Origin of the sequence: Actinomadura sp. 9N215 (genome assembly GCF_044326345.1) — a bacterium.
Taxonomy (GTDB): Bacteria; Actinomycetota; Actinomycetes; order Streptosporangiales; family Streptosporangiaceae; genus Spirillospora.
Genome location: NZ_JBIRBA010000023.1, coordinates 37,678 through 57,988 on the forward strand (window position 1 = coordinate 37,678; position 20,311 = coordinate 57,988).

At 72.3% G+C, this 20,311-nt stretch carries 14 protein-coding genes; 12 read left to right on the plus strand and 2 right to left on the minus strand.

Annotated features, from left to right (window positions below; translation table 11 throughout):
* The first annotated feature begins 26 nt into the window (after positions 1-26).
* The 4 genes from ACH34T_RS31605 (at position 27) to gatB (ending at position 6,073) form a co-directional block, all read left to right on the plus strand.
* Complete coding sequence (locus tag ACH34T_RS31605) at positions 27-2,303, plus strand: putative bifunctional diguanylate cyclase/phosphodiesterase (RefSeq protein ID WP_396024598.1); 2,277 nt, start codon at positions 27-29, stop codon at positions 2,301-2,303.
* 469 nt (positions 2,304-2,772) lie between these two features.
* A complete protein-coding gene (gene gatC / locus ACH34T_RS31610; protein WP_396024599.1) occupies positions 2,773-3,072 on the plus strand; it encodes an Asp-tRNA(Asn)/Glu-tRNA(Gln) amidotransferase subunit GatC in 300 nt (99 codons plus the stop codon).
* A 5-nt stretch (positions 3,073-3,077) separates the two neighbouring features.
* Entirely contained in the window at positions 3,078-4,574 is a 1,497-nt protein-coding gene (gene gatA, locus ACH34T_RS31615) for an Asp-tRNA(Asn)/Glu-tRNA(Gln) amidotransferase subunit GatA (RefSeq protein WP_396024708.1), read from the plus strand.
* 14 nt (positions 4,575-4,588) lie between these two features.
* Positions 4,589-6,073, plus strand: a complete 1,485-nt coding sequence (gene gatB / locus ACH34T_RS31620) for an Asp-tRNA(Asn)/Glu-tRNA(Gln) amidotransferase subunit GatB (RefSeq protein ID WP_396024709.1) — start codon at positions 4,589-4,591, stop codon at positions 6,071-6,073.
* Positions 6,074-6,119: 46 nt separating this feature from the next.
* Here the strand turns inward: gatB and ACH34T_RS31625 are convergent, their stop codons facing one another.
* The gene (locus ACH34T_RS31625; protein ID WP_396024600.1) at positions 6,120-7,220 is read right to left on the minus strand and encodes a PQQ-dependent sugar dehydrogenase; all 1,101 of its coding nucleotides are present in this window, start codon (positions 7,218-7,220) and stop codon (positions 6,120-6,122) included.
* A gap of 432 nt (positions 7,221-7,652) precedes the next feature.
* On the opposite strand from ACH34T_RS31625, the gene ACH34T_RS31630 reads away from it, so the two are divergent.
* From ACH34T_RS31630 to ilvC, 4 genes are all read left to right on the plus strand, one after another.
* Positions 7,653-10,535 carry a putative bifunctional diguanylate cyclase/phosphodiesterase gene (locus ACH34T_RS31630; protein WP_396024601.1) on the plus strand — a complete coding sequence of 961 codons (2,883 nt, stop codon included), beginning with the start codon at positions 7,653-7,655 and terminating at the stop codon, positions 10,533-10,535.
* A 13-nt stretch (positions 10,536-10,548) separates the two neighbouring features.
* Entirely contained in the window at positions 10,549-12,603 is a 2,055-nt protein-coding gene (locus ACH34T_RS31635) for an acetolactate synthase large subunit (protein WP_396024602.1), read from the plus strand.
* Between the two features lie 5 nt (positions 12,604-12,608).
* A complete protein-coding gene (gene ilvN, locus ACH34T_RS31640; RefSeq protein WP_328353170.1) occupies positions 12,609-13,133 on the plus strand; it encodes an acetolactate synthase small subunit in 525 nt (174 codons plus the stop codon).
* 121 nt (positions 13,134-13,254) lie between these two features.
* A complete protein-coding gene (gene ilvC, locus ACH34T_RS31645; protein ID WP_396024603.1) occupies positions 13,255-14,238 on the plus strand; it encodes a ketol-acid reductoisomerase in 984 nt (327 codons plus the stop codon).
* A gap of 70 nt (positions 14,239-14,308) precedes the next feature.
* Here ilvC and ACH34T_RS31650 read toward each other — a convergent pair whose 3' ends face one another.
* A complete protein-coding gene (locus ACH34T_RS31650; protein WP_396024604.1) occupies positions 14,309-15,094 on the minus strand; it encodes a hypothetical protein in 786 nt (261 codons plus the stop codon).
* Positions 15,095-15,232: 138 nt separating this feature from the next.
* Between ACH34T_RS31650 and ACH34T_RS31655 the strand changes: the two genes are divergently transcribed.
* The 4 genes from ACH34T_RS31655 (at position 15,233) to ACH34T_RS31670 (ending at position 20,137) form a co-directional block, all read left to right on the plus strand.
* The gene (locus ACH34T_RS31655) at positions 15,233-15,811 is read left to right on the plus strand and encodes a PadR family transcriptional regulator (RefSeq protein ID WP_396024605.1); all 579 of its coding nucleotides are present in this window, start codon (positions 15,233-15,235) and stop codon (positions 15,809-15,811) included.
* Entirely contained in the window at positions 15,808-16,524 is a 717-nt protein-coding gene (locus tag ACH34T_RS31660) for an ABC transporter ATP-binding protein (RefSeq protein WP_396024606.1), read from the plus strand. The genes ACH34T_RS31655 and ACH34T_RS31660 overlap by 4 nt, the downstream gene beginning before the upstream one ends.
* A 68-nt stretch (positions 16,525-16,592) precedes the next feature.
* On the plus strand, positions 16,593-18,548 hold the full coding sequence (locus ACH34T_RS31665; RefSeq protein ID WP_396024607.1) for an FtsX-like permease family protein: 1,956 nt from the start codon (positions 16,593-16,595) through the stop codon (positions 18,546-18,548).
* Positions 18,549-18,604: 56 nt separating this feature from the next.
* Entirely contained in the window at positions 18,605-20,137 is a 1,533-nt protein-coding gene (locus tag ACH34T_RS31670) for a DUF2079 domain-containing protein (protein WP_396024608.1), read from the plus strand.
* The last annotated feature ends 174 nt before the right edge of the window (positions 20,138-20,311 follow it).

A 20,311-nucleotide genomic window follows, 5' to 3' on the forward strand; every position in this document is an offset into this window, starting at 1 on the left:
GGACGGCCCCCCGGAGCCCCCCGAGGATGTTGATGAAGGACCCGAACAACACACGGAACACGGCGCCGCGCCGTGGCTCCCCGTTGTGGATCTACATCGTCGTCGTCATCCTGCTGGGCGTCACCGCCTGCGCCGTCGCGTTCGCCGGGCTGACCGGCGACGACCTGGACGCGCTCGCCCGCACGCCGGTGTTCTGGATCCTCGGCTGCTTCATCATCTTCGGCGAGCTCCGGCCGATCATCACGCCGGGCTCCACCGAGAACAACGGCGCGACCACGTCCACCACCTTCTCGTTCGCCGCGCTGCTGTACGCCGGGCTGCCGATCGCCGCCGCGCTCCAGGCCGTCGCCGTCATCACCTGCGGGATCTTCCGCGGCCGCACCCCGCACCGCATCGCCTTCAACGCCGCCCAGTACTCCCTCAGCCTCGCGGCCGCGCAGCTCGTCCTCGCCCTGTTCGGCGACCTCGCCACCCCCACGAACCTGTGGGTCCCGGACGGCGCCGACCTGCCCGCGATCGCGCTCGCCGGGACCGTCTACTTCATCTGCAACGACACGCTCGTCGGCTCCGCCGTCGCGCTGCACGAGCGGGTGTCGCTGGTCAAGGCGCTCCGCTGGGACCTCGGCTACCAGGTCCTCGTGCACCTGGCGCTGCTCGGCCTGGCCCCGCTCATGGTCATCGCCATGGACCGCTCCGCCGCCTTCGTCCCGCTGATCGTCCTGCCGTTCATCGCCGTGTACCTGAACGCGTCGGTGTCCGTGCGGCGCGAGCACCAGGCCCTGCACGACGGGCTGACCGGCCTCCCGAACCGCAAGCTGCTGATCGTCCGGACGGAGGAGGCCCTCGCCGAAGCGCGGGGCGCGGAGAAACGCGCCGCCGAGAAGCGCGACGCGGAGAAACGGGCCCGGAAGAAGGGCAACCCGGAGAACAACGGTACGGAAAGCAGCGGCGCGGAGAACAACAGCACGGAAAGCAGCGCCGCGGAGAACAACGGCGCGGAGATCGGCGGCAAGGAGAAGCGGAGCGTCGGGAAGCTCGGGGCCCGCACCGGATTCGGGCCGCGGCTCCGCAAGTCCGCCGACCCGCCGAAGCACCGCGCCGGGCTGTTCCTCCTCGACCTCGACCGGTTCAAGGAGGTCAACGACACGCTCGGGCATCCCACCGGCGACCGCCTGCTGCAGCTCGTCGCGCACCGCCTCACGCACAGCGTCCGCCCGGGCGACCTCGTGGCGCGGCTCGGCGGCGACGAGTTCGCGGTGCTGCTGCCGTCCGTCCGCGACGAGGCCGACGCCCGCCAGGTCGCCGCGCGCCTGCGCGCCGCGCTCAGCGAACCCGTCCGGCTGGACGGTATGTCGTTCGACCTGGAGGGCAGCGTCGGCATCGCGCTGTTCCCCGACCACGCGCCCGACTTCGAGCTGCTCCTGCAGCGCGCCGACGTCGCCATGTACAACGCCAAGGAGGCACGCTCCGGCGTCGAGATCTACTCCGCCCGCAAGGACCGCAACTCCCCGGCCCGGCTCAGCATGCTCGGCGACCTGCGCCGCGCCATCGACCGGTCCGAGCTGGAGCTGTTCTACCAGCCGAAGGTGTCGCTGCGGGACGGCCAGCTCGTCGGCATGGAGGCGCTGCTGCGCTGGCGCCATCCCGACAAGGGGATCCTCGAACCCGCCGCGTTCCTGTCGGTCGCCGAGCAGACGTACCTGATGCGCTCGATCACCCACCACGTCGTCGGGGCCGCGCTCGCGCAGGCCGCCGCCTGGTGGCGCGAGGACCTCACCGTCCAGGTCGCTGTGAACGCCTCCGGACGCGACCTGTTCGACACCGGCCTCACCGAGACGATCGAGGAGGGCCTGCTCGCCCGCGGCCTGCCCGCCGCCGCCCTCCAGCTGGAGATCACCGAGCGGATCCTGATGAACGAGCCCGCCTACGCCTCCGACACCGTCGGCGCGCTCGCCGAGCTCGGCATCCCGCTCAGCCTGGACGACTTCGGCACCGGCTACTCCTCCCTCGTCCGGCTCAACCGGCTCCCGGTCGAGGAGGTCAAGATCGACTCGTCGTTCGTGGGGCGGCTCGCCGAGTCGCCCGAGGACGCCGTGATCGTCCGGTCCATCATCGACCTCGTCCGCACCCTCGGGCTGCGCTCCGTCGCCGAGGGCGTCGAGGACCCGGTGACCGCCCGGATGCTCCGCGACATGGGCTGCGACGCCGCCCAGGGCTGGCACTTCGGCCGCCCCATGGACGCCGAGACGGCCACCGACTGGCTCCGCCGCCACCTGCAGCGAGCCCCCGAACCGGCGGCGTGATCTCCCAGGGGGGCGACCCCCTGGAACCCCCGTCACGGCCGGGCAGCCGTTTCCCGAGCCGCTGGCGCGTCTCGCGAAACGGCCCCCCGGCCGGCGGGTCGTGCGACCTCCGGCGCTGGGCGCCTCCGGCCACACGACCCGTGGCCCCGGCTTGGGTCCTGTCCAGGTGGGGTGTTTTGGCTCGTCCAGGGAGCTGCATTCCTGGACGAGCAAGTTCGGCGTCCTTGGACCCGACCTCAGCTGGGGTCACGGGCAGGCGCGCGGAGCGAGGGCTGCGAGCGCAGCGCGCATGCCCGCCGAGCCGGGCGACCGCAGCGCCACGCCGCGAACCCGCACGGTCACAGCGACGCGCACCGTGGCGTGAGGATCGACCGGCTCGCGGCGGGGGTTCCAGGGGGTCGCCCCCCTGGGCTAGCAGGCCAATAGGATGGCCGGTGAACCCACTCCATAGCAGGAACGGTTGTTTCTCATGTCCGCCATCACCCGTGACGAGGTGTCGCATCTCGCCCGGCTGTCCCGGCTGGCGCTCGGCGACGACGAGCTCGACCATCTCGCCGCCCAGCTCGACCAGATCATCTCCGCGGTCGCGCGGGTGCAGGAGGTCGCCGCGGAGGACATCCCGCCCACCTCGCACGCGCTCCCGCTGACCAACGTCTACCGGCAGGACGAGGTCCGCCCGTGCCTGCCGCCCGAGCAGGCCCTCGCCGGGGCGCCCGCCGCCGAGGGGCAGCGCTTCCGCGTCCCGCGGATCCTGGACGAGGAGGCGTGACGGGGATGCTGGTCAAGAAGAGCGCGGCGGAACTCGGGAGACTGCTCGCCGCCGGTGAGGCGTCCGCCGTCGAGGTGGCCGAGGCCCACCTGGACCGCATCGCCGCCGTGGACGGCCAGGTCAACGCGTTCCTGCACGTCGACCGCGAGAGGACGCTGGCGCAGGCCCGCAAGGTGGACGAGCGCCGCGCCGCCGGCGAGGACCTCGGCCCGCTCGCGGGCGTCCCCGTCGCGCACAAGGACGTGTTCACCACCGCGGACATGCCCACCACCGCCGGATCCAGGATCCTCGAAGGGTGGCGGCCGCCGTACGACGCGACCGTGACGGCCCGGCTCCGCGCCGCCGGCCTGGTCATCCTCGGCAAGACGAACATGGACGAGTTCGCGATGGGCTCGTCCACCGAGAACAGCGCCTACTTCGTCTCGCGCAACCCGTGGGACCTGGAGCGCGTCCCGGGCGGCTCGTCCGGCGGGTCGTCGGCGGCGGTCGCAGCCTACGAGGCGCCGCTGTCCACCGGGACCGACACGGGCGGCTCGATCCGGCAGCCCGCCTCCGTCACCGGGATCGTCGGTGTGAAGCCGACCTACGGCGGCTCGTCCCGCTACGGCGTGATCGCGTTCGCGTCGTCGCTGGACACGCCGGGCCCGTTCGCCCGCAACGTCCTGGACGCGGCGCTCCTGCACGAGGCGTTCAGCGGCCACGACCAGATGGACTCCACCTCGATCGACGAGGCCGTCCCGCCGGTCGTGGAGGCGGCCCGCCGCGCCGACGTCAACGGGCTGCGCGTCGGCGTCGTCAAGGAGTTCGCGGGCGACGGCTACCAGCCGGGCGTGTCGGCCCGCTTCAACGAGGCGGTGGAACTCCTCGAATCCCTGGGCGCGAAGGTCGTCGAGGTGTCCTGCCCGCACTTCACGTACGCGCTGCCCGCCTACTACCTGATCGCGCCGTCGGAGTGCTCGTCCAACCTGGCGCGCTTCGACGCGATGCGGTACGGCCTGCGCGTCGGCGACGACGGCACCCGCAGCGCCGAGGAGGTCATGGCGCTGACCCGCGCGGAGGGCTTCGGCCCCGAGGTGAAGCGCCGGATCATGCTCGGCACGTACGCGCTGTCGTCCGGCTACTACGACGCCTACTACGGCAAGGCGCAGCAGGTCCGCACGCTCATCAAGCGCGACTTCGAGGCCGCGTTCGAGCAGGTGGACGTGCTCGTCTCGCCGACCACGCCGACGACCGCGTTCCCGATCGGCGAGCGCGCCGACGACCCGATCGCGATGTACCTGGCCGACCTGTGCACGATCCCGGCCAACCTCACCGGCAACGCCGCGATCTCCGTGCCGTGCGGCCTGTCCGACGGCCTCCCGGTCGGCCTGCAGATCATGGCGCCCGTTCTCGGCGACGACCGCGTCTACCGCGTCGGCGCCGCCGTCGAGCGGGCCCTCGAAGACCGCTGGAACGGCCCCCTCCTGGCCAAGGCACCGGAACTGGTGGAGGCGACGAAGTGAGCACTCCGACTTTGATGAACTACGACGAGGCGCTGGCGCGGTTCGAGCCCGTCCTCGGCATCGAGACGCACATCGAGCTGGGCACCGCGTCGAAGATGTTCTGCGGGTGCCCGACCGGGTTCGGCGCCGAGCCGAACACGCAGGTGTGCCCGGTGTGCCTGGGGCTGCCCGGGGCGCTGCCCGTCACCAACCATGCCGCGATCGAGGGCATCATCAAGATCGGTCTCGCGCTGAACTGCGACATCGTGGACTGGTGCCGGTTCGCCCGGAAGAACTACTTCTATCCGGACATGCCGAAGAACTTCCAGATCTCGCAGTACGACGAGCCGCTCTGCGTGGACGGCCACCTGGAGGTGGACGTCGACGGCGACACGTACCGGATCGAGATCGAGCGCGTCCACATGGAGGAGGACACCGGCAAGTCGCTGCACGTCGGCGGCTCGACCGGCCGCATCCACGGCGCCGAGTACTCGCTGGTCGACTACAACCGGGCGGGCATCCCGCTGGTCGAGATCGTGACCAGGCCGATCCCCGCGACCGGCGACAAGGCGCCGCTGGTGGCCCGCGCCTACGCGACGGAACTGCGCGAGCTGGTGCGGTCGCTCGGCGTGTCGGACGTGCGCATGGAGCAGGGCTCGATGCGCTGCGACGTGAACGTCTCGCTCATGCCGCGCGGCGCGACCGAGTGGGGCACGCGCACCGAGACGAAGAACGTGAACTCGCTGCGCTCGGTGGAGCGGGCCGTCCGGTCGGAGATCGAGCGGCAGGCGGGCGTGCTGTCGGACGGCGGCCGCATCGTCCAGGAGACGCGGCACTTCCACGAGGACACGGGCCGCACCACCAGCGGACGCAGCAAGGAGGAGGCGCAGGACTACCGCTACTTCCCCGAGCCCGACCTGGTGCCGATGGCGCCGTCCCGCGACTGGGTGGACGAGCTCCGCGCCTCGCTTCCGGAGCTTCCGGCCGCGCGCCGCCGCCGCATCCAGCGGGAGTGGAGCCTGTCGGACCTGGAACTGCGCGACGTCGTCAACGCCGGCGCCGTCGACCTGATCGAGGCGACGATCGCGCACGGCGGCGACGCGGCGTCCGCGCGGAAGTGGTGGATGAACCAGCTGTCCCGGCACGCCACCGAGCAGGGCGTCGAGCTGGCCGACCTGCCGATCACGCCCGAGCAGGTCGCGCGCGTCCAGGCGATGATCACCGCGGGGGAGCTGAACGACAAGCTGGCCCGCAAGGTCTTCGAGGGCGTCCTCGCCGGGGAGGGCACGCCGGACGAGGTCGTCGCCGCGCGGGGTCTCAAGGTCGTCAGCGACGAGGGGGAGCTCGCGTCCGTCGTCGACCAGGTGATCGCCGACAACGCGGACGTGGCCGACAAGGTCCGCGCCGGGAAGGTCGCCGCCGCCGGAGCCCTGGTCGGGGCCGTCATGAAGGCGACCCGCGGCCAGGCCGACGCCGGACGGGCCCGCGAGCTGATCCTGGAGAAGCTCGGCGCGTCCTGACGCGCCGAGCCCGGCACGTCCCGACTCGTGGGCTTCAGCGTCAGGGTCAGCGGACGGGGACGCTGATGATCCGGTCGTCCTCCTTCGCCGGGTCGCCGCGTCCGTCGTGGTTGCTGGTGGCGACCCAGATGGAGCCGTCGGGGGCCGTCACGGCCGCGCGGAGGCGACCGTACTCGGACGTGTGCAGGGCGACCGGACGTCCCGTCCTGCCGTCGTCGAGCGGGATCTGCCAGAGCCGCTCGCCGCGCAGCGCGGCGGCCCACAGCGACCCGCCCGCGTAGGCGAGGCCGGACGGCGACGCCTCGCCGGTCGACCAGGTGAGCAGGGGGTCGGTGAACCCGTCGCGGTCGCCGACCCCTTCGACGTCCGGCCAGCCGTAGTTCTTGCCCTTCTCGATGAGGTTGACCTCGTCGAAGCGGTTCTGGCCGAATTCGGTGGCGTAGAGGCGGCCCTTGTCGTCCCAGGCGAGGCCCTGGACGTTGCGGTGCCCGTACGTCCACACCCGGTTGCCGAACGGGTTCCCGGGGGCGGGCTTCCCGTCGGGGGTGACGCGGAGGATCTTGCCGCCGAGGGAGTCCTTGTCCTGGGAGAGGCCCTCGTCGCCGACCTCGCCGGTGGTGATGTAGAGCATCTTGTCGGGGCCGAACGCCAGCCGTCCGCCGTTGTGGTTGAAGCCCTTCGGGATGCCGGTGACGATCGGCTGCGGCGCGGCGGTGAGGCGTCGTCCGTCGAAGACGACGCGGACGACACGGTTGTCCGACGCGGCCGTGTAGTACAGGTAGATGAGGCGGTCGGTGGCGTAGGCGGGGGAAACGGCGATGCCCATCAGGCCGCCCTCGCCGCCGGGTTCCACGCCCGGGACCTTGCCGACCTGCTCCCACTGGCCGCGCGGGGTGACGCGCACGAGGTTCCCGGTGTCGCGTTCGGTCACGAGCGCGTCGCCGCCGGGCAGGAACGCCATCGCCCACGGCACCTTCAGCCCGGTGGCGACCTTGCGCGGTTCGCCCGGCGCGCCGCCCGTCCCCGGCGGTGCAGCGCTGGCGGACAGCGGCGGCGGGGTGTGCGCGCCGCCTTCCCCGGGCGAGTCCGACGAGCAGGCCGCAAGGAGCACCGCGGCCGTGGCCAGGACGATCGTGTGCAGTCGCATGAGCGCCTCCCGTAGGTAGTACGGATCCGAAGGACCTGCCGTTCCCATGCGCTCCCGGTCTCCCGGACGCGGTCACTCAGCGTAATGCCGACGAGGCCGGAGCAGCAGGAATGAGCGGCTTTCGGACGTCCCAAACCGTTATTCGACGAGGTCGTTTGTCGCCGGGAGGAGGCTGAGCCTCAATCGCTCCGTGACCTACCGAACGTACATTGAGCGTCACGGTGATCCCGTACCGCAGCAACGTCGCTGATCTCCCGGCGGGCGAAGCCGGCGTGGTTCGCCACCGGCCCGCGCCGATCCCGCGCGGGGCACGATTCAGGACCTTCCGGCCGTTATCCGTGCGGTGAGGGTCGTGAACCCGACATCTCCCCTGGCGTGGTCCAGCGCGTGCGGGGATCGAGAGCTCCACCGGGGCAGGAAGGGCACGGCGCGATGAGCGGCGATAACGCCAGGCGGGTGCCGCCGCGTGCGCTGCCGGTCGCCATGGCCGCGGTCGTCGGTGTGCTGTACGCCACCGGCTCGCTGCTGGGCTGGGGCGGCCGTGCCTTCATCGCCTGGGCGGAGGTGGGCGCCGCGGGAGCCGCCGCGATCTCGCTGCTGCTGTCGGCCCGGCTGCCGGACGGCGCCCCTGCGGACGGCGGGCCCGGCGGCGTCTGGCGCACGTCCTGGCGGTGGTACGGCATCGCCGCCGCGTCCTGGTTCGTGGGCGCGCTCGGCAGCGCTCTGACGGACGGTCACGTCCGCAGCGCCCTTTCGCTGTCCGTACCCGACCTTTTCTACCTTTTCGCCTTGGTGGCGCTGGTCGTCGGGCTCGTGGCGCCGATCAGGCTGCCGCGTGACACGGGGATATGGCTGCGTTACGCCGCCGACACATATGTGTGCGCGTGCGCGCTGTTCGTCCTCGGCTGGGTCGCGCTGTTCGGCACGCTCTACCACCGGTCGGGCGAGACGCCGTCCGAGTTCCTGCTGGAGCTGCTGTACCCGCTGATCGACATCGTGTTCATCTGCGGGGCGCTGCCGTTCGTCCTCGGCGCGGCGCGCGGGCACCGGCGGCTCGCCTGGATGGGGTACGGCGCGCTGACCGCCATCGCGGTCGCCGACATCGTGACGACGTTCGTGCGGCTGGACGGCGGCGGGCCCGCCGACGATCCGTCCGACATCCTGCGGCTCGCGGGGCTGCTGCTCCTGCTGCTCGTGCCGTGGACCGGTCCGGCCGCCGAGCCCGACCTGCCCGTCGACGACCTGCCCGTCGACGACGTCCCCGAGGACGCGGCCGCACCGCTCGCGGGTCGCATGATCGGCCCCGGGCTCGCGCCCGCCGCGATCGCCGCCGCGGCGGGGCTGTTCATCGCGGGCCACTCGGTCACCGGGGAGAACGGCCTCGAACCCGGCGTCTCGATCACCGCGGGGTCGGCGGCGCTGGTGCTGCTCGCGCGGCTGGCGGGCCTGCTGCGGGAGAACGACGCGCTGCGCCGCGCCGTGGTGACCGGCGAGGAGCATTTCCGCGCCCTCTCGGAGAGCATCAACGACGCGGTGCTGATCTGCGACATGGACGCGACCGTCCAGTACGCCAGCGCCGGGGCGCTGCGCACGTACCGCTACGCGCCCGACGAGCTGCTCGGACGTCCGCTGAGCGAGCTCATCCACCCGGAGGACCTGCCGCGCGTCCAGGACGTCTTCACCGAGTTCCTCGACGACGACCCCGGCCACGACGGCTTCCAGGACGGCTTCCACGACGGCTTCCACGACGGGTTCGAGGACGCGCTGCGCGTGTCGTGCCGGGTGCGCGCGGCGGACGGCACCTGGCTGCCCACCGAGTCCACGATCTCCCGGTACAGCGGCTCGGACGGCGCGCCCGCGCGGCTGCTGGTCACGACGCGCGACCTCAGCGAGCAGGCGGCGCTGCAGCGGCAGGTCGCGCACCTGACGTTCCACGACGGCCTGACGGGCCTGCCGAACCGGTCCTACTTCGAGGAGCGCGTCCGGGAGGTGCTGTCGCGGCACCCGGCCGGCGGCGAGGTCGCGGTCGTGTTCGTCGACCTGGACGGCTTCACCGCGGTGAACGACTCCGACGGGCACGCGGCGGGCGACCAGGTGCTGGCGCAGGCGGCGCGGAGGCTGCGCGCGAACGTCCTGGCCGACGACACGGTGGCGCGCTGGGGCGGCGACGAGTTCGCCGTCCTCGTCCAGCTCCCGCCGGACGAGGGTGAGACACGGGCCACAGTCGAGCTCGCCGGACGCCTCCTGCGCGTCCTTTCGGCCGACCCTTATCAGGTCGGTGACAAGCAGATCGTGCTGACGGCGAGTGTCGGCATCGCGTTCGCCGGCGACGAGGAGACCCCGGCGGGCGGCGCCGGGAAGGGCGGCGCCTCGGAGGCGGGGCGCAGGCTCCGCCGCACCGCCGCCGACCTGATGCGCAACGGCGACCTGGCGATGGCGCGCGCGAAGGAGGCGGGCGGCGGGCGCGTCGAGGTGTACGCGCCGCACATGCACGCCGACGTCGTCCGGCGGCTCGAACTGGGCAGCGACCTGCAGCGGGCGCTGGCGGAGGAGCAGTTCGCGATCGAGTTCCAGCCGGTGGTGGACCTCGCGACGTCCCGGGTGACGGGCGTGGAGGCGCTGCTGCGCTGGTGGCGGGGGAGCGAGGCGGTGCCGCCCGAGGAGTTCATCGGCCCGGCGGAGGAGGCCGGCCTGATGGTCCCGCTCGGCGGCTGGGTGCTGCGCGAGGCGTGCCGCGAGGTCGCCCGCTGGCGCCGGGACTCGTGGGCCGTGGGCCTGTCGGTGAACTTCACCGCCCGGCAGATCGCCGCGCCGCGGTTCGTGGAGTCGGTCGCGGCGGCGCTGGAGGAGACCGGGCTGCCGCCGCACGCGCTCACGATCGAGGTGCGGGAGGAGGTCCTCGTCGAGGACGCGGGCCAGAACGTGGAGCGCCTGGTGGAACTGCGCGACCTCGGCGTCCGGCTCGCGATCGACGACTTCGGCACCGGGTACGCGTCGCTGGCCTACCTCGGGCAGCTGCCCGTGGACATCATCAAGATCGACCCGTCGTTCGTGGCGGGCCTCGGCTCGGACGAGACCCTGACCCTGCTCACCCGGACGATCGTGCGGCTCGGCAGCGATCTCGGGCTGACCGTGGTGGCGGAGGGCATCGAGCGTCCCGAGCAGCTGGAACTGCTGCGCGAGATGGGCTGCCCGCGCGGGCAGGGGTTCCTCGTGGCGCGTCCGATGGCGGCGGAGCGGGTCGAGTCGCTGGTGCGGACGAACCTGGAGGGCCGGACGCTTTCCGGTGACGTCCCGCTGCCCCTTCCAGGCTGACCGCCTCCCCGTCATGTCTCAAATAGTGAGACAAACTGTCCAAGGATTTGACCGGCGGCCTGACATCGGCGAGAGTGGGGCCCGTGCAGAGCATCCTTGGCATTCTCGTAGTACTTGGTCGGCGCGCAGGCTGACCGAGCTCTCCGACCTGCGCGCCTCCCCTCGATCGCCTCACGGCGGCGGGGGTTTTTTGTTGCCCGGCGAGCCCCGACCCGAAAACTCCTCATCCTCGGTCACCGGCACCGGTGACGGCCCCTGGGAACGGCCGGATGAGATATTCACTCTCCCCAAGGAACGCAGAATCATGACGACCGAGCAGATGACGGGAGCCCAGGCGCTGGTCCGCGCACTGGAGAACGTCGGCGTCGACACCGTGTTCGGCATTCCGGGCGGCGCGATCCTCCCGGCCTACGATCCGATCTTCGACTCCGCGAAGCTGCGCCACATCCTCGTCCGGCACGAGCAGGGCGCCGGCCACGCGGCCCAGGGCTACGCGATGGTGACCGGCAAGGTCGGCGTGTGCATGGCCACCAGCGGGCCCGGCGCGACCAACCTCGTCACCGCGATCTCCGACGCCTACATGGACTCGGTGCCGATCGTGGCGATCACCGGCCAGGTGGCGTCGTCGCTGATCGGGACGGACGGCTTCCAGGAGGCCGACATCGCCGGCATCACCATGCCGATCACGAAGCACAACTTCCTGGTGACCAAGGCGGGCGACATCGCCCGGACGATCGCGGAGGCGTTCCACATCGCGGGCACCGGCCGTCCTGGACCGGTCCTCGTCGACATCGCGAAGGACGCGCTCCAGGCCACGGTGAACTTCGAGTGGCCCGTCCCGTTGCAGCTTCCGGGATACCGGCCCGTCACGCGCCCGCATTCCAAGCAGGTCAGGGAGGCGGCGCGGCTGATCGTCCAGGCCGAGCGGCCGGTGCTGTACGTGGGCGGCGGCGTGCTGAAGGCCCGGGCGTCCGCGGAGCTGAAGGTGCTGGCCGAGCTGACCGGCGCGCCCGTCGTCACCACGCTGATGGCCAAGGGCGCGCTGCCCGACAGCCACCCGCTGCACATGGGCATGCCGGGCATGCACGGCGCGGTCGGCGCGGTCGGCGCGCTGCAGCGGTCCGACCTGCTGGTCGCGCTCGGCGCCCGGTTCGACGACCGCGTCACCGGCAAGCTGGACGGCTTCGCGACCGGCGCCAGGATCGTGCACGCCGACATCGACCCGGCGGAGATCTCCAAGAACCGGCACGCCGACGTCCCGATCGTCGGGGACGCCCGCGAGGTCATCGCCGACCTGATCGTCGCCGTGCAGAACGAGCACGAGGCCGGGCGCAAGGGCGACTACGGCGCCTGGTGGCGGCAGCTGGAGGCGTGGCGCGCGACGTACCCGCTGGGCTACGACACGCCGGACGACGGCTCCCTGTCGCCGCAGTACGTCATCGAGCGCATCGGCAAAATCGCCGGTCCGGACGCCTACTACGTCGCGGGCGTCGGCCAGCACCAGATGTGGGCCGCGCAGTTCATCAGGTACGAGCGACCCGGCGCGTTCCTGAACTCCGGCGGGGCCGGGACGATGGGCTACGCCGTCCCGGCCGCGATGGGCGCCAAGGTCGGCGCGCCCGGCTCGACGGTCTGGGCCATCGACGGCGACGGCTGCTTCCAGATGACCAACCAGGAGCTCGCGACCTGCGCGATCGAGGGCGTCCCCGTCAAGATCGCCGTGATCAACAACGGGAACCTCGGGATGGTCCGGCAGTGGCAGACGCTGTTCTACGACGGGCGCTACTCCAACACGACGCTTCAGTCCGAGTCCGGGCACGTCGCGAAGCGCATCCCCGACTTCGTGAAGCTCGCCGAGGCGTACGGTTGTGTCGGCCTGCGCTGCGAGAAGGCCGAGGACGTGGACGAGGTCATCGCCAAGGCCATGGAGATCAACGACGCGCCCGTCGTGATCGACTTCGTGGTGCACAAGGACGCCATGGTCTGGCCGATGGTCGCGGCCGGCACCACCAACGACGACATCAAGATCGCGCGGGACATGGCGCCCGAGTGGGAGAACGGAGACTGACCCCGATGAGCCTGCACACTTTGTCGGTGCTCGTGGAGAACAAGCCCGGCATCCTGGCCAGGGTCGCGGCGCTGTTCTCCCGGCGCGGCTTCAACATCGAGTCGCTCGCGGTCGGCACCACCGAGCACCCGGAGATCTCCCGGATGACGATCGTGGTGAACGTCGAGGACCTGCCGCTCGAACAGGTCACCAAGCAGCTCAACAAGCTGATCAACGTGCTGAAGATCGTCGAGCTGGACTCGTCGGCGTCCGTCCAGCGCGAGCTGGTGCTGGTCAAGGTGCGCGCGGACGCCGAGACGCGCTCGCAGGTGCTGGAGACCGTCCAGCTGTTCCGCGCCAAGGTGGTGGACGTCGCGCCGGACGCCGTCACCATCGAGGCCACCGGCAACCGCGACAAGCTGGACGCGTTCATCAAGGTCCTGGAGCCGTTCGGCATCAAGGAACTGGTGCAGTCGGGCATGGTGGCCATCGGCCGCGGCGCCCGGTCCATCACCGACCGGTCGCTGCGGGCCATCGAGCGCAGCGCCTAGCCCGCCCAGTTCGCGCAGCTCGCGTAGCTGGTACGGGCTCGCGTAGCTCGTGCGGGGGCGACCCCCGCACGCCCAAGCAAACCCACAGAAATCAACGAAAGGCAGCAGCACTGTGGCTGAGATGTTCTACGACGACGCCGCCGACCTGAGCGTCATCCAGGGCCGGCACGTGGCGGTCATCGGTTACGGCAGCCAGGGGCACGCGCACGCGCTCTCCCTGCGCGACTCCGGCGTCGACGTGCGGGTCGGGCTCCGCGAGGGGTCGGCCAGCCGGGAGCTCGCGGAGAGCGAGGGGCTGCGCGTCGTCACCCCGGCGGAGGCGGCCGAGGAGGCCGACCTGATCATGCTGCTGGCCCCGGACCACCACCACCGGGAGATCTTCGAGAAGGACATCCGCCCGGCGCTGGTCGAGGGCGACGCGCTGTTCTTCGGCCACGGGTTCAGCATCCGGTACGACCTCGTCCAGCCGCCGGAGGGCGTGGACGTGGCGATGGTCGCGCCGAAGGGCCCGGGGCACCTCGTCCGCCGCCAGTTCGTCGCCGGGCGCGGCGTGCCGGTGATCGTGGCGGTGGAGAGGGACCCGTCCGGCAACGCCTGGCCGCTGGCCCTCTCCTACGCCAAGGCGATCGGCGGGCTGCGCGCGGGCGGCATCAAGACCACGTTCACCGAGGAGACCGAGACCGACCTGTTCGGCGAGCAGACGGTGCTGTGCGGCGGCGTCTCCGAGCTGATCAAGACGGGGTTCGAGGTGCTGACCGAGGCCGGCTACCAGCCGGAGGTCGCCTACTTCGAGGTCCTGCACGAGATGAAGCTGATCGTCGACCTGATGTACGAGGGCGGCGTGTCGAAGATGTACTGGTCGGTGTCCGACAACGCCGAGTACGGCGGCTACAGCCGCGGCTCGCGCGTGATCACGCCGGAGACCAAGGCCGCGATGAAGAAGATCCTCGGCGAGATCCAGTCCGGCCAGTACGCCAAGGAGCTGGTGGACGAGTTCGAGGGCGGCCAGAAGCAGTTCGGCCGGTATCGCGAGGAGCTCGCCGAGCACCCCATCGAGAAGACGGGCGCCGAGCTCCGTCCGATGATGAGCTGGCTCAACGACTAACGCTCGTCCGGCGTGTCGCCCTTTAGCGGGCCGCGACATGCGGGCCCGCGATGAGGGCGACACGCCATGCTCAACGGCGGAATCGGCGGAACCTGGCGCGCAGCGGCGTCCGGCCCTGGGTGTCGGCGACGACCAGCGCCAGGTGGCCGCCCTTGGTGAAGTAGACCGTGACGTCCTTGGCGCCGGCGGTGCGGCGCTGCTGGACGGTCTTCAGCCCGTCGCCGCGGACCGACCCGAAGCGGGCCTCGCGCGTCACGCCGAGGCTCGTCGCGGTGACGTGCACGTCCCAGCGTCCCGGCTCGACGACGGCCGGGTCGGCGACGGCCTCGAACACCCCGTGGCCCTCCTGGCGCGGCTCGGCGAGGAAGCCGTGCTCCCGGCCGGACGTCCGTTCCCGCAGGATGACGTCCACGGCCGTCCGGTTCGTCTCGACGCGCTGCAGGACGGCGAAGCCGCGGATGCGGATCTTCCTGCTCTGCCAGGTGACGGCGTCCAGGCGGTGGTCCACGCCGACCTCGGTGGTGATGTCGGCGTCCTGCCGGGGGACGCCGCGCAGGTACGGGTACATGGCGTAGATCCGCCCGCCGACCACGACGGCGCCCGCCGGGCCGCCCTCGATCTCGTCGCGGATCAGCCGCTCCAGCTCGTCGCGCAGGCCGTGCTGGATGCAGAACGCCCTGAGCCGGACGGACGCGGGCATCGCGGCGCGCGCGACGTCGCTGAGGCCCTCCTCGCCGATGACGCGGCGGGTGCCCTCGACGAGGCGTTCGCGCTGGACTCGGTCGAGGCTCAGGTAGCGGTGGTCGTAGACGCGCAGGACGTCGCGCAGGACGCTGATGGTGCAGTCCGAGGTCACGGTCTCTCCTGGTCGGCCGGGAACAACGGTCACGTTATGACTCCGTACCGTCGCGCACAGTGAATTCCCGCCGGTGTGTCTCCCTGGATGCATACTCGGTATTGCCCTAGGGATACGCGGTATGCATACTTGGCAGGCATGTCGATCCGTCACGGCCTGCTGGCACTGCTGTCCCAGGGGCCCCGCTACGGCTACCAGCTGCGCGCCGAGTTTGAGTCGTCCACCGGCGCGACCTGGCCGCTCAACATCGGGCAGGTCTACTCCACGCTGTCCCGCCTCGAACGCGACGACCTTGTCACCCGCGTCGGCGCCGACGCCGAGGGCCGCTTCGTCTACCGGATCACCCCGGCCGGCGAGGAGGACGTGCGGCGGTGGTTCGCCACCCCGATCGTCCGCGCCGACCGGCCCCGCGACGAGCTCGCGATCAAGCTGGCGATGGCCGTCACCACGCCCGGCGTGGACGTCGCGCGGGTCGTCCAGACCCAGCGCACCGCCACGCTCCGCGCCCTCCAGGACCTCACCCGCCTGAAAGCCGACGCGCCCGCTGTCCCGGCCGAGCAGGGCGACCGGGCGTGGCGGCTCGTCCTCGAATCCATGATCTTCCAGGCGGAGGCCGAGGTGCGCTGGCTCGACCACTGCGAGTCCTACGTCGGCCGGGCCGCGCCTTCGGCGCCTGTGCACAGGCCCGTGGCGACCGACCAGGAGGCGCGCCGATGAGCCTGCTCGCCATGCGGGACGTCTCCCGCGACCACGGGACCGGGCCCGCCCTCGTCCACGCGCTCCGCGACGTGACGCTGGACGTCGCGGCGGGGGAGTTCGTCGCCGTGATGGGACCGTCCGGGTCCGGCAAGTCGACGCTGCTGACGCTCGCGGGCGGGCTCGACATGCCCACGTCCGGACGGGTCCTCCTCGACGGCGCCGACTTGGGCGCGCTCGGCCGGTCCGGACGCTCCGCCCTGCGCCGCCGCGGCGTCGGCTACGTGTTCCAGGACCTCAACCTCATCCCGAGCCTGACCGCCGCCGAGAACGTCATGCTGCCCCGCGAGCTCGACGGCGTCCGCGCCCGCCAGGCCCGCCGCGAGGCCGCGGACGCGCTCGCGGAGGTCGGCGTCGACGAGCTCGCCGACCGCTTCCCGGACGAGATGTCCGGCGGCCAGCAGCAGCGCGTCGCGATGGCCCGCGCGCTGATCGGCGAACGCCGCCTCGTCCTCGCCGACGAGCCGACCGGGGCGCTCGACAGCCACACCGGCGAGGACGTCATGCGCGTCCTGCGCGGCCGCTGCGACGCGGGGGCGTCCTGCCTGATGGTCACGCACGAGTCCAGGCACGCCGCCTGGGCGGACCGGGTCGTGTTCCTGCGCGACGGCCGGATCGTCGACGCCACACCGGGCCGCTCGACCCCCGAGACCCTCCTCCAGGAGGCGCCGTGACGCGCCGCTTCCTTGTGGGGGGACGACCCCCCACACCCCCCGGAATTCCCTACAGGTTCGCCCTGCGCATGGCCCGGCAGGACGCGCTGCGCTCGAAGGGCCGGACGTCCCTGGTCCTGGGCATGATCGGGCTCCCGGTCGCGGCCATCGTCGCGCTCGCCGTCCTGGCGAAGACCGGCGAGGAGCCCGCGACCGGCACCCCGGGCGCCGTCGCGCCCGGACCGAGCGCCGCCGAGAGCGCGATCACCGCGATGGCGATCACGATGATCGTGCTGGAGATCGTCCTGCTGGCCGGGCCGGCCTTCGTGGTGGACGCCCGCAGGCGCCGCCGCGACCTCGCCCTCGTCGCCGCGTCGGGCGGCGCCGAGCGGCATCTGCGCGCGGTCGTCCTCGCGACCGGCGTCCTCCTCGGCGGGATCGCCGCGGTGGCCGGAGCGCTGCTCGGGACCCTCGCGGCGGCCGTCGCGATGCCGATCGTCGAGGCCGTGCAGGACGAGCCGCTCGGGCCGTTCCGCATGCCGTGGGCCCAGGTCGCCGTGACGATGCTGTTCGGGTTGGGCAGCGGCGCGCTCGCTGCGCTGCTGCCCGCCCGGCAGGCCGCCCGGATGGACGTCGTCGCCGCCCTCGCCGGCCGCCGCGACCCGCCCGGACGCGCGCGGCGCGGCTGGCCGATCGCCGGTGGCCTGCTCGTCCTCGCGGGCGTGGCGGCGTCCCTGCTCGGCGTCCGGGTCCTGAACGAGTTCGGCGCCGCGTTCGGCGCGGCGGCGATCATCGCCGGGCTGGTCGCGGCCTGCCCGTGGATCGTCGGGACGGCCGGACGGCTCGCGCCCCGCCTGCCGCTGCCGCTGCGCCTCGCCGTCCGGGACGGCGCCCGCAACCGGGCCCGCACCGCACCCGCGGTCGCCGCGATCATGGCGGCCGTGGCCGGGATCACCGCGCTGGCCATCGGGGGCGCCAGCGACCTCCGGCAGGAACAGATCGAGTACCAGGCGAGGCTGCCCGCGGGGTCCACGATGATCCGGGCCCCGCAGACCGGCGCGGACGCGGCGGAGCAGGCCATCCGGCGCGACCTGCCCGGCGTGCCCGTCCTCTCCCTGAAGACCCTGCCGGGGCCCGGCGGTTACTGCACGGGCGACGGCGCGGCGTGCCCGGCCCTCAGCTTCGTCGCCCGCGAGGACCCGGAGGTCATGACCGACCTCCTGGACCACCTGGTCGGGGGCCCGCGCGAGGCGCGCATGCTGCTCGGCCGCGACGACCCCGCCGTGACGTCCGCCCTGGACGCCGGGAAGGTCGTCCTTTTTGGGGGGAGCCCGACCGCCGGCGGGACCACCGCCGCCACGGTGTTCGAGTGGGACGACGCCGTGCAGCGCACGACCAGGAGGATCGAGGGCCTGCCGGCCGTCGCAGCGAGCGGCGATCCGCACGTGCGGGCCATCGTCCCGCCGAAGGTCGCGGAGAGGATCGGCATGCCGATCAGGACGGAGGCGTTCGGCGTCGACCGCGCCGACCACCGCGTCACGAAGGCCGAGCAGGCCCGGCTGGAGCGGACGATGCGCGCCTTCGGCGACGACATCGAGGACGAGGTGTACGTCGAGCGGGGCTTCACCAGGACGTTCGGCGGGGTCATGGCGCTGCTCGCGGCGGTGGCGGGCGTCCTGGCGCTCGGCGGCGCGCTGATCGCCACGAGCCTGGCGGCGGCCGACTCCAGGCCCGACCTCGCGACGTTCGCCGCGGTCGGCGCCCGGCCCGGGACCCGGCGGCTGCTGACGATGGGCCAGGCCGCGTTCGTCGCCGGGCTCGGCTGCTGGCTCGGCATCGCGGGCGGGGTCGTCCCCGGCCTCGCGGCGGCGCGGCCGCTCACGAACCAGCCCGGGCAGCCGGGCGTCGCGGGCCACGGCACGATCCTCGACGTCCCGTGGACGCTGCTGATCGGCCTCGGCGTGGTCATCCCGCTCGTCACGGCGGTCGGCGTCGGGACGTTCACCCGTGGCCGCCTCCCCATGACGCGCCGCGCGCTCTCCTGAGGGTTCCCGCCAGGGGGTACGGCCGCGCGCCGGGCGCTGCTGATAGCGTCCGGCGCGTGGCTGAGGCGGTTGCGGTGGAGGGGCCCGTCGACCGGGCCCCGGCGGGCCGCTGGGGGGCGGCCGGACGCCGGCGCGCGGCGCTCGCGGCGATGATCACGGCGAGCGCCGTCCTGTATGCGGCGTACTCGCTGATGCGGCTGCGGGCGTTCCGGTCGGGCAGCTACGACCTGGTCATCTTCGACCAGGCGATCCGGTCGTACAGCCGGTTCGAGCTGCCGGTGGCCATGGTCAAGGGCGTCCACAACGAGTTCGGGCCCGACTTCTCCATTCTCGGCGACCATTTCTCGCCGATCCTCGTCCTGCTCGCGCCGCTGTACTGGATCCATGACGGGCCGGTGACGCTGCTGCTCGCGCAGGCCGTCCTGCTCGCGCTCGCGATCGTGCCGATCTGGAAGTTCACCGAGCGCAGGCTCGGGGCCCGCGCCGCGTACTGCGCCGCCGGAGGCTACGCCCTGTCGTGGCCGATCGCCGAGGCGCTCGCGTTCGACTTCCACGAGGTCGCGTTCGTGCCGCTGCTGTCGGCGCTGATGGTGGAGCGCCACGACGCCGGACGGCGGGGCCAGGCGGCGGTGGCGGCGCTCGTCCTGCTGCTGGTCAAGGAGGACATGGGGCTCCTTCTCGCGGGCTTCGGCCTCTACCTGCTCACCCGGTACGACGAGAGGCCGCGCACGCTGCGCGACCTGCTGCCGAGAGGCGACCGGCGGGCGGGGCTCGCCTACGTCGTCGTCGGGCTGGTCGCGACCTGGGTCTGCTCCCGCATGATCATCGCGGCGTTCGGCGGGGACAACGACTACTACTGGGCCTACGGTTCGCTCGGCCCCGACCTGCCCCATGCGGCCGTGCACGCGCTGACCCATCCGTGGGACGTCGTGGCCGTGCTCGGCACCCCGCCGCAGAAGGTTCTGACGATGGCGCTGGTCGTCCTGCCGCTGCTCCTGCTGCCCCTTGCGTCGCCGCTGACGCTGACCGCGCTGCCCCTGCTGGCCGAACGGATGCTCAACAGCCGCTTCAGCAACTGGTGGGAGCCGCACTACCACTACAACGCGTTCATCATCGCGGTGCTCGTCCTAGCGGCGGTGGACGGGGCCGCACGGCTGCGCGGCAGAATTCCTGCCCTGCGACGGGCCCCGTCCGTACTCCCCGCGGCGGCGCTACTGGCGGCGATGGCCGTCTGCGTGCCGTTCTTCGCGTACCGCCACCTCGCCGATCCCGCGCTGTGGGCGCAGAACGATCGGGCCCGCGCCGCGTCCGCCGCCGCGTCGAAGATCCCGGACGGCGCGCTCGTCGAGGCGGCCAACGGCGTCGGCCCGGCGCTGACGTCCCGCGCCCGCGTCCTGCTCTGGGACGAGCACTCGCGCGGCGCGCCCTGGGTCGTCGCCTACGTCGGGCGGCTGGAGTTCCCGTTCCCGAGCGTGGCCGACCAGCGGCGGCGGGTCGAGGAGCTCGCCGCCGAGGGATACCGCGAGATCTTCCGGCAGGACGGCTACATCGTGCTGCACCGCACGTCCGGGACCGGCACCGTCCCATAATCACCATATTTTGGACAGATTGTCCAAGTGACCGATCATCGTCGCACGGGTCAGAATGCTGGTGAAGGCACCTTCTGGCTAAAATACTCTGTCGTTTTGGCGCTCTTTGCCTGATACTTGAAGAAAGCCGTGACGGCCGTGGCCGGCGCGGGGACCCCGCGCAAACACTCGTGC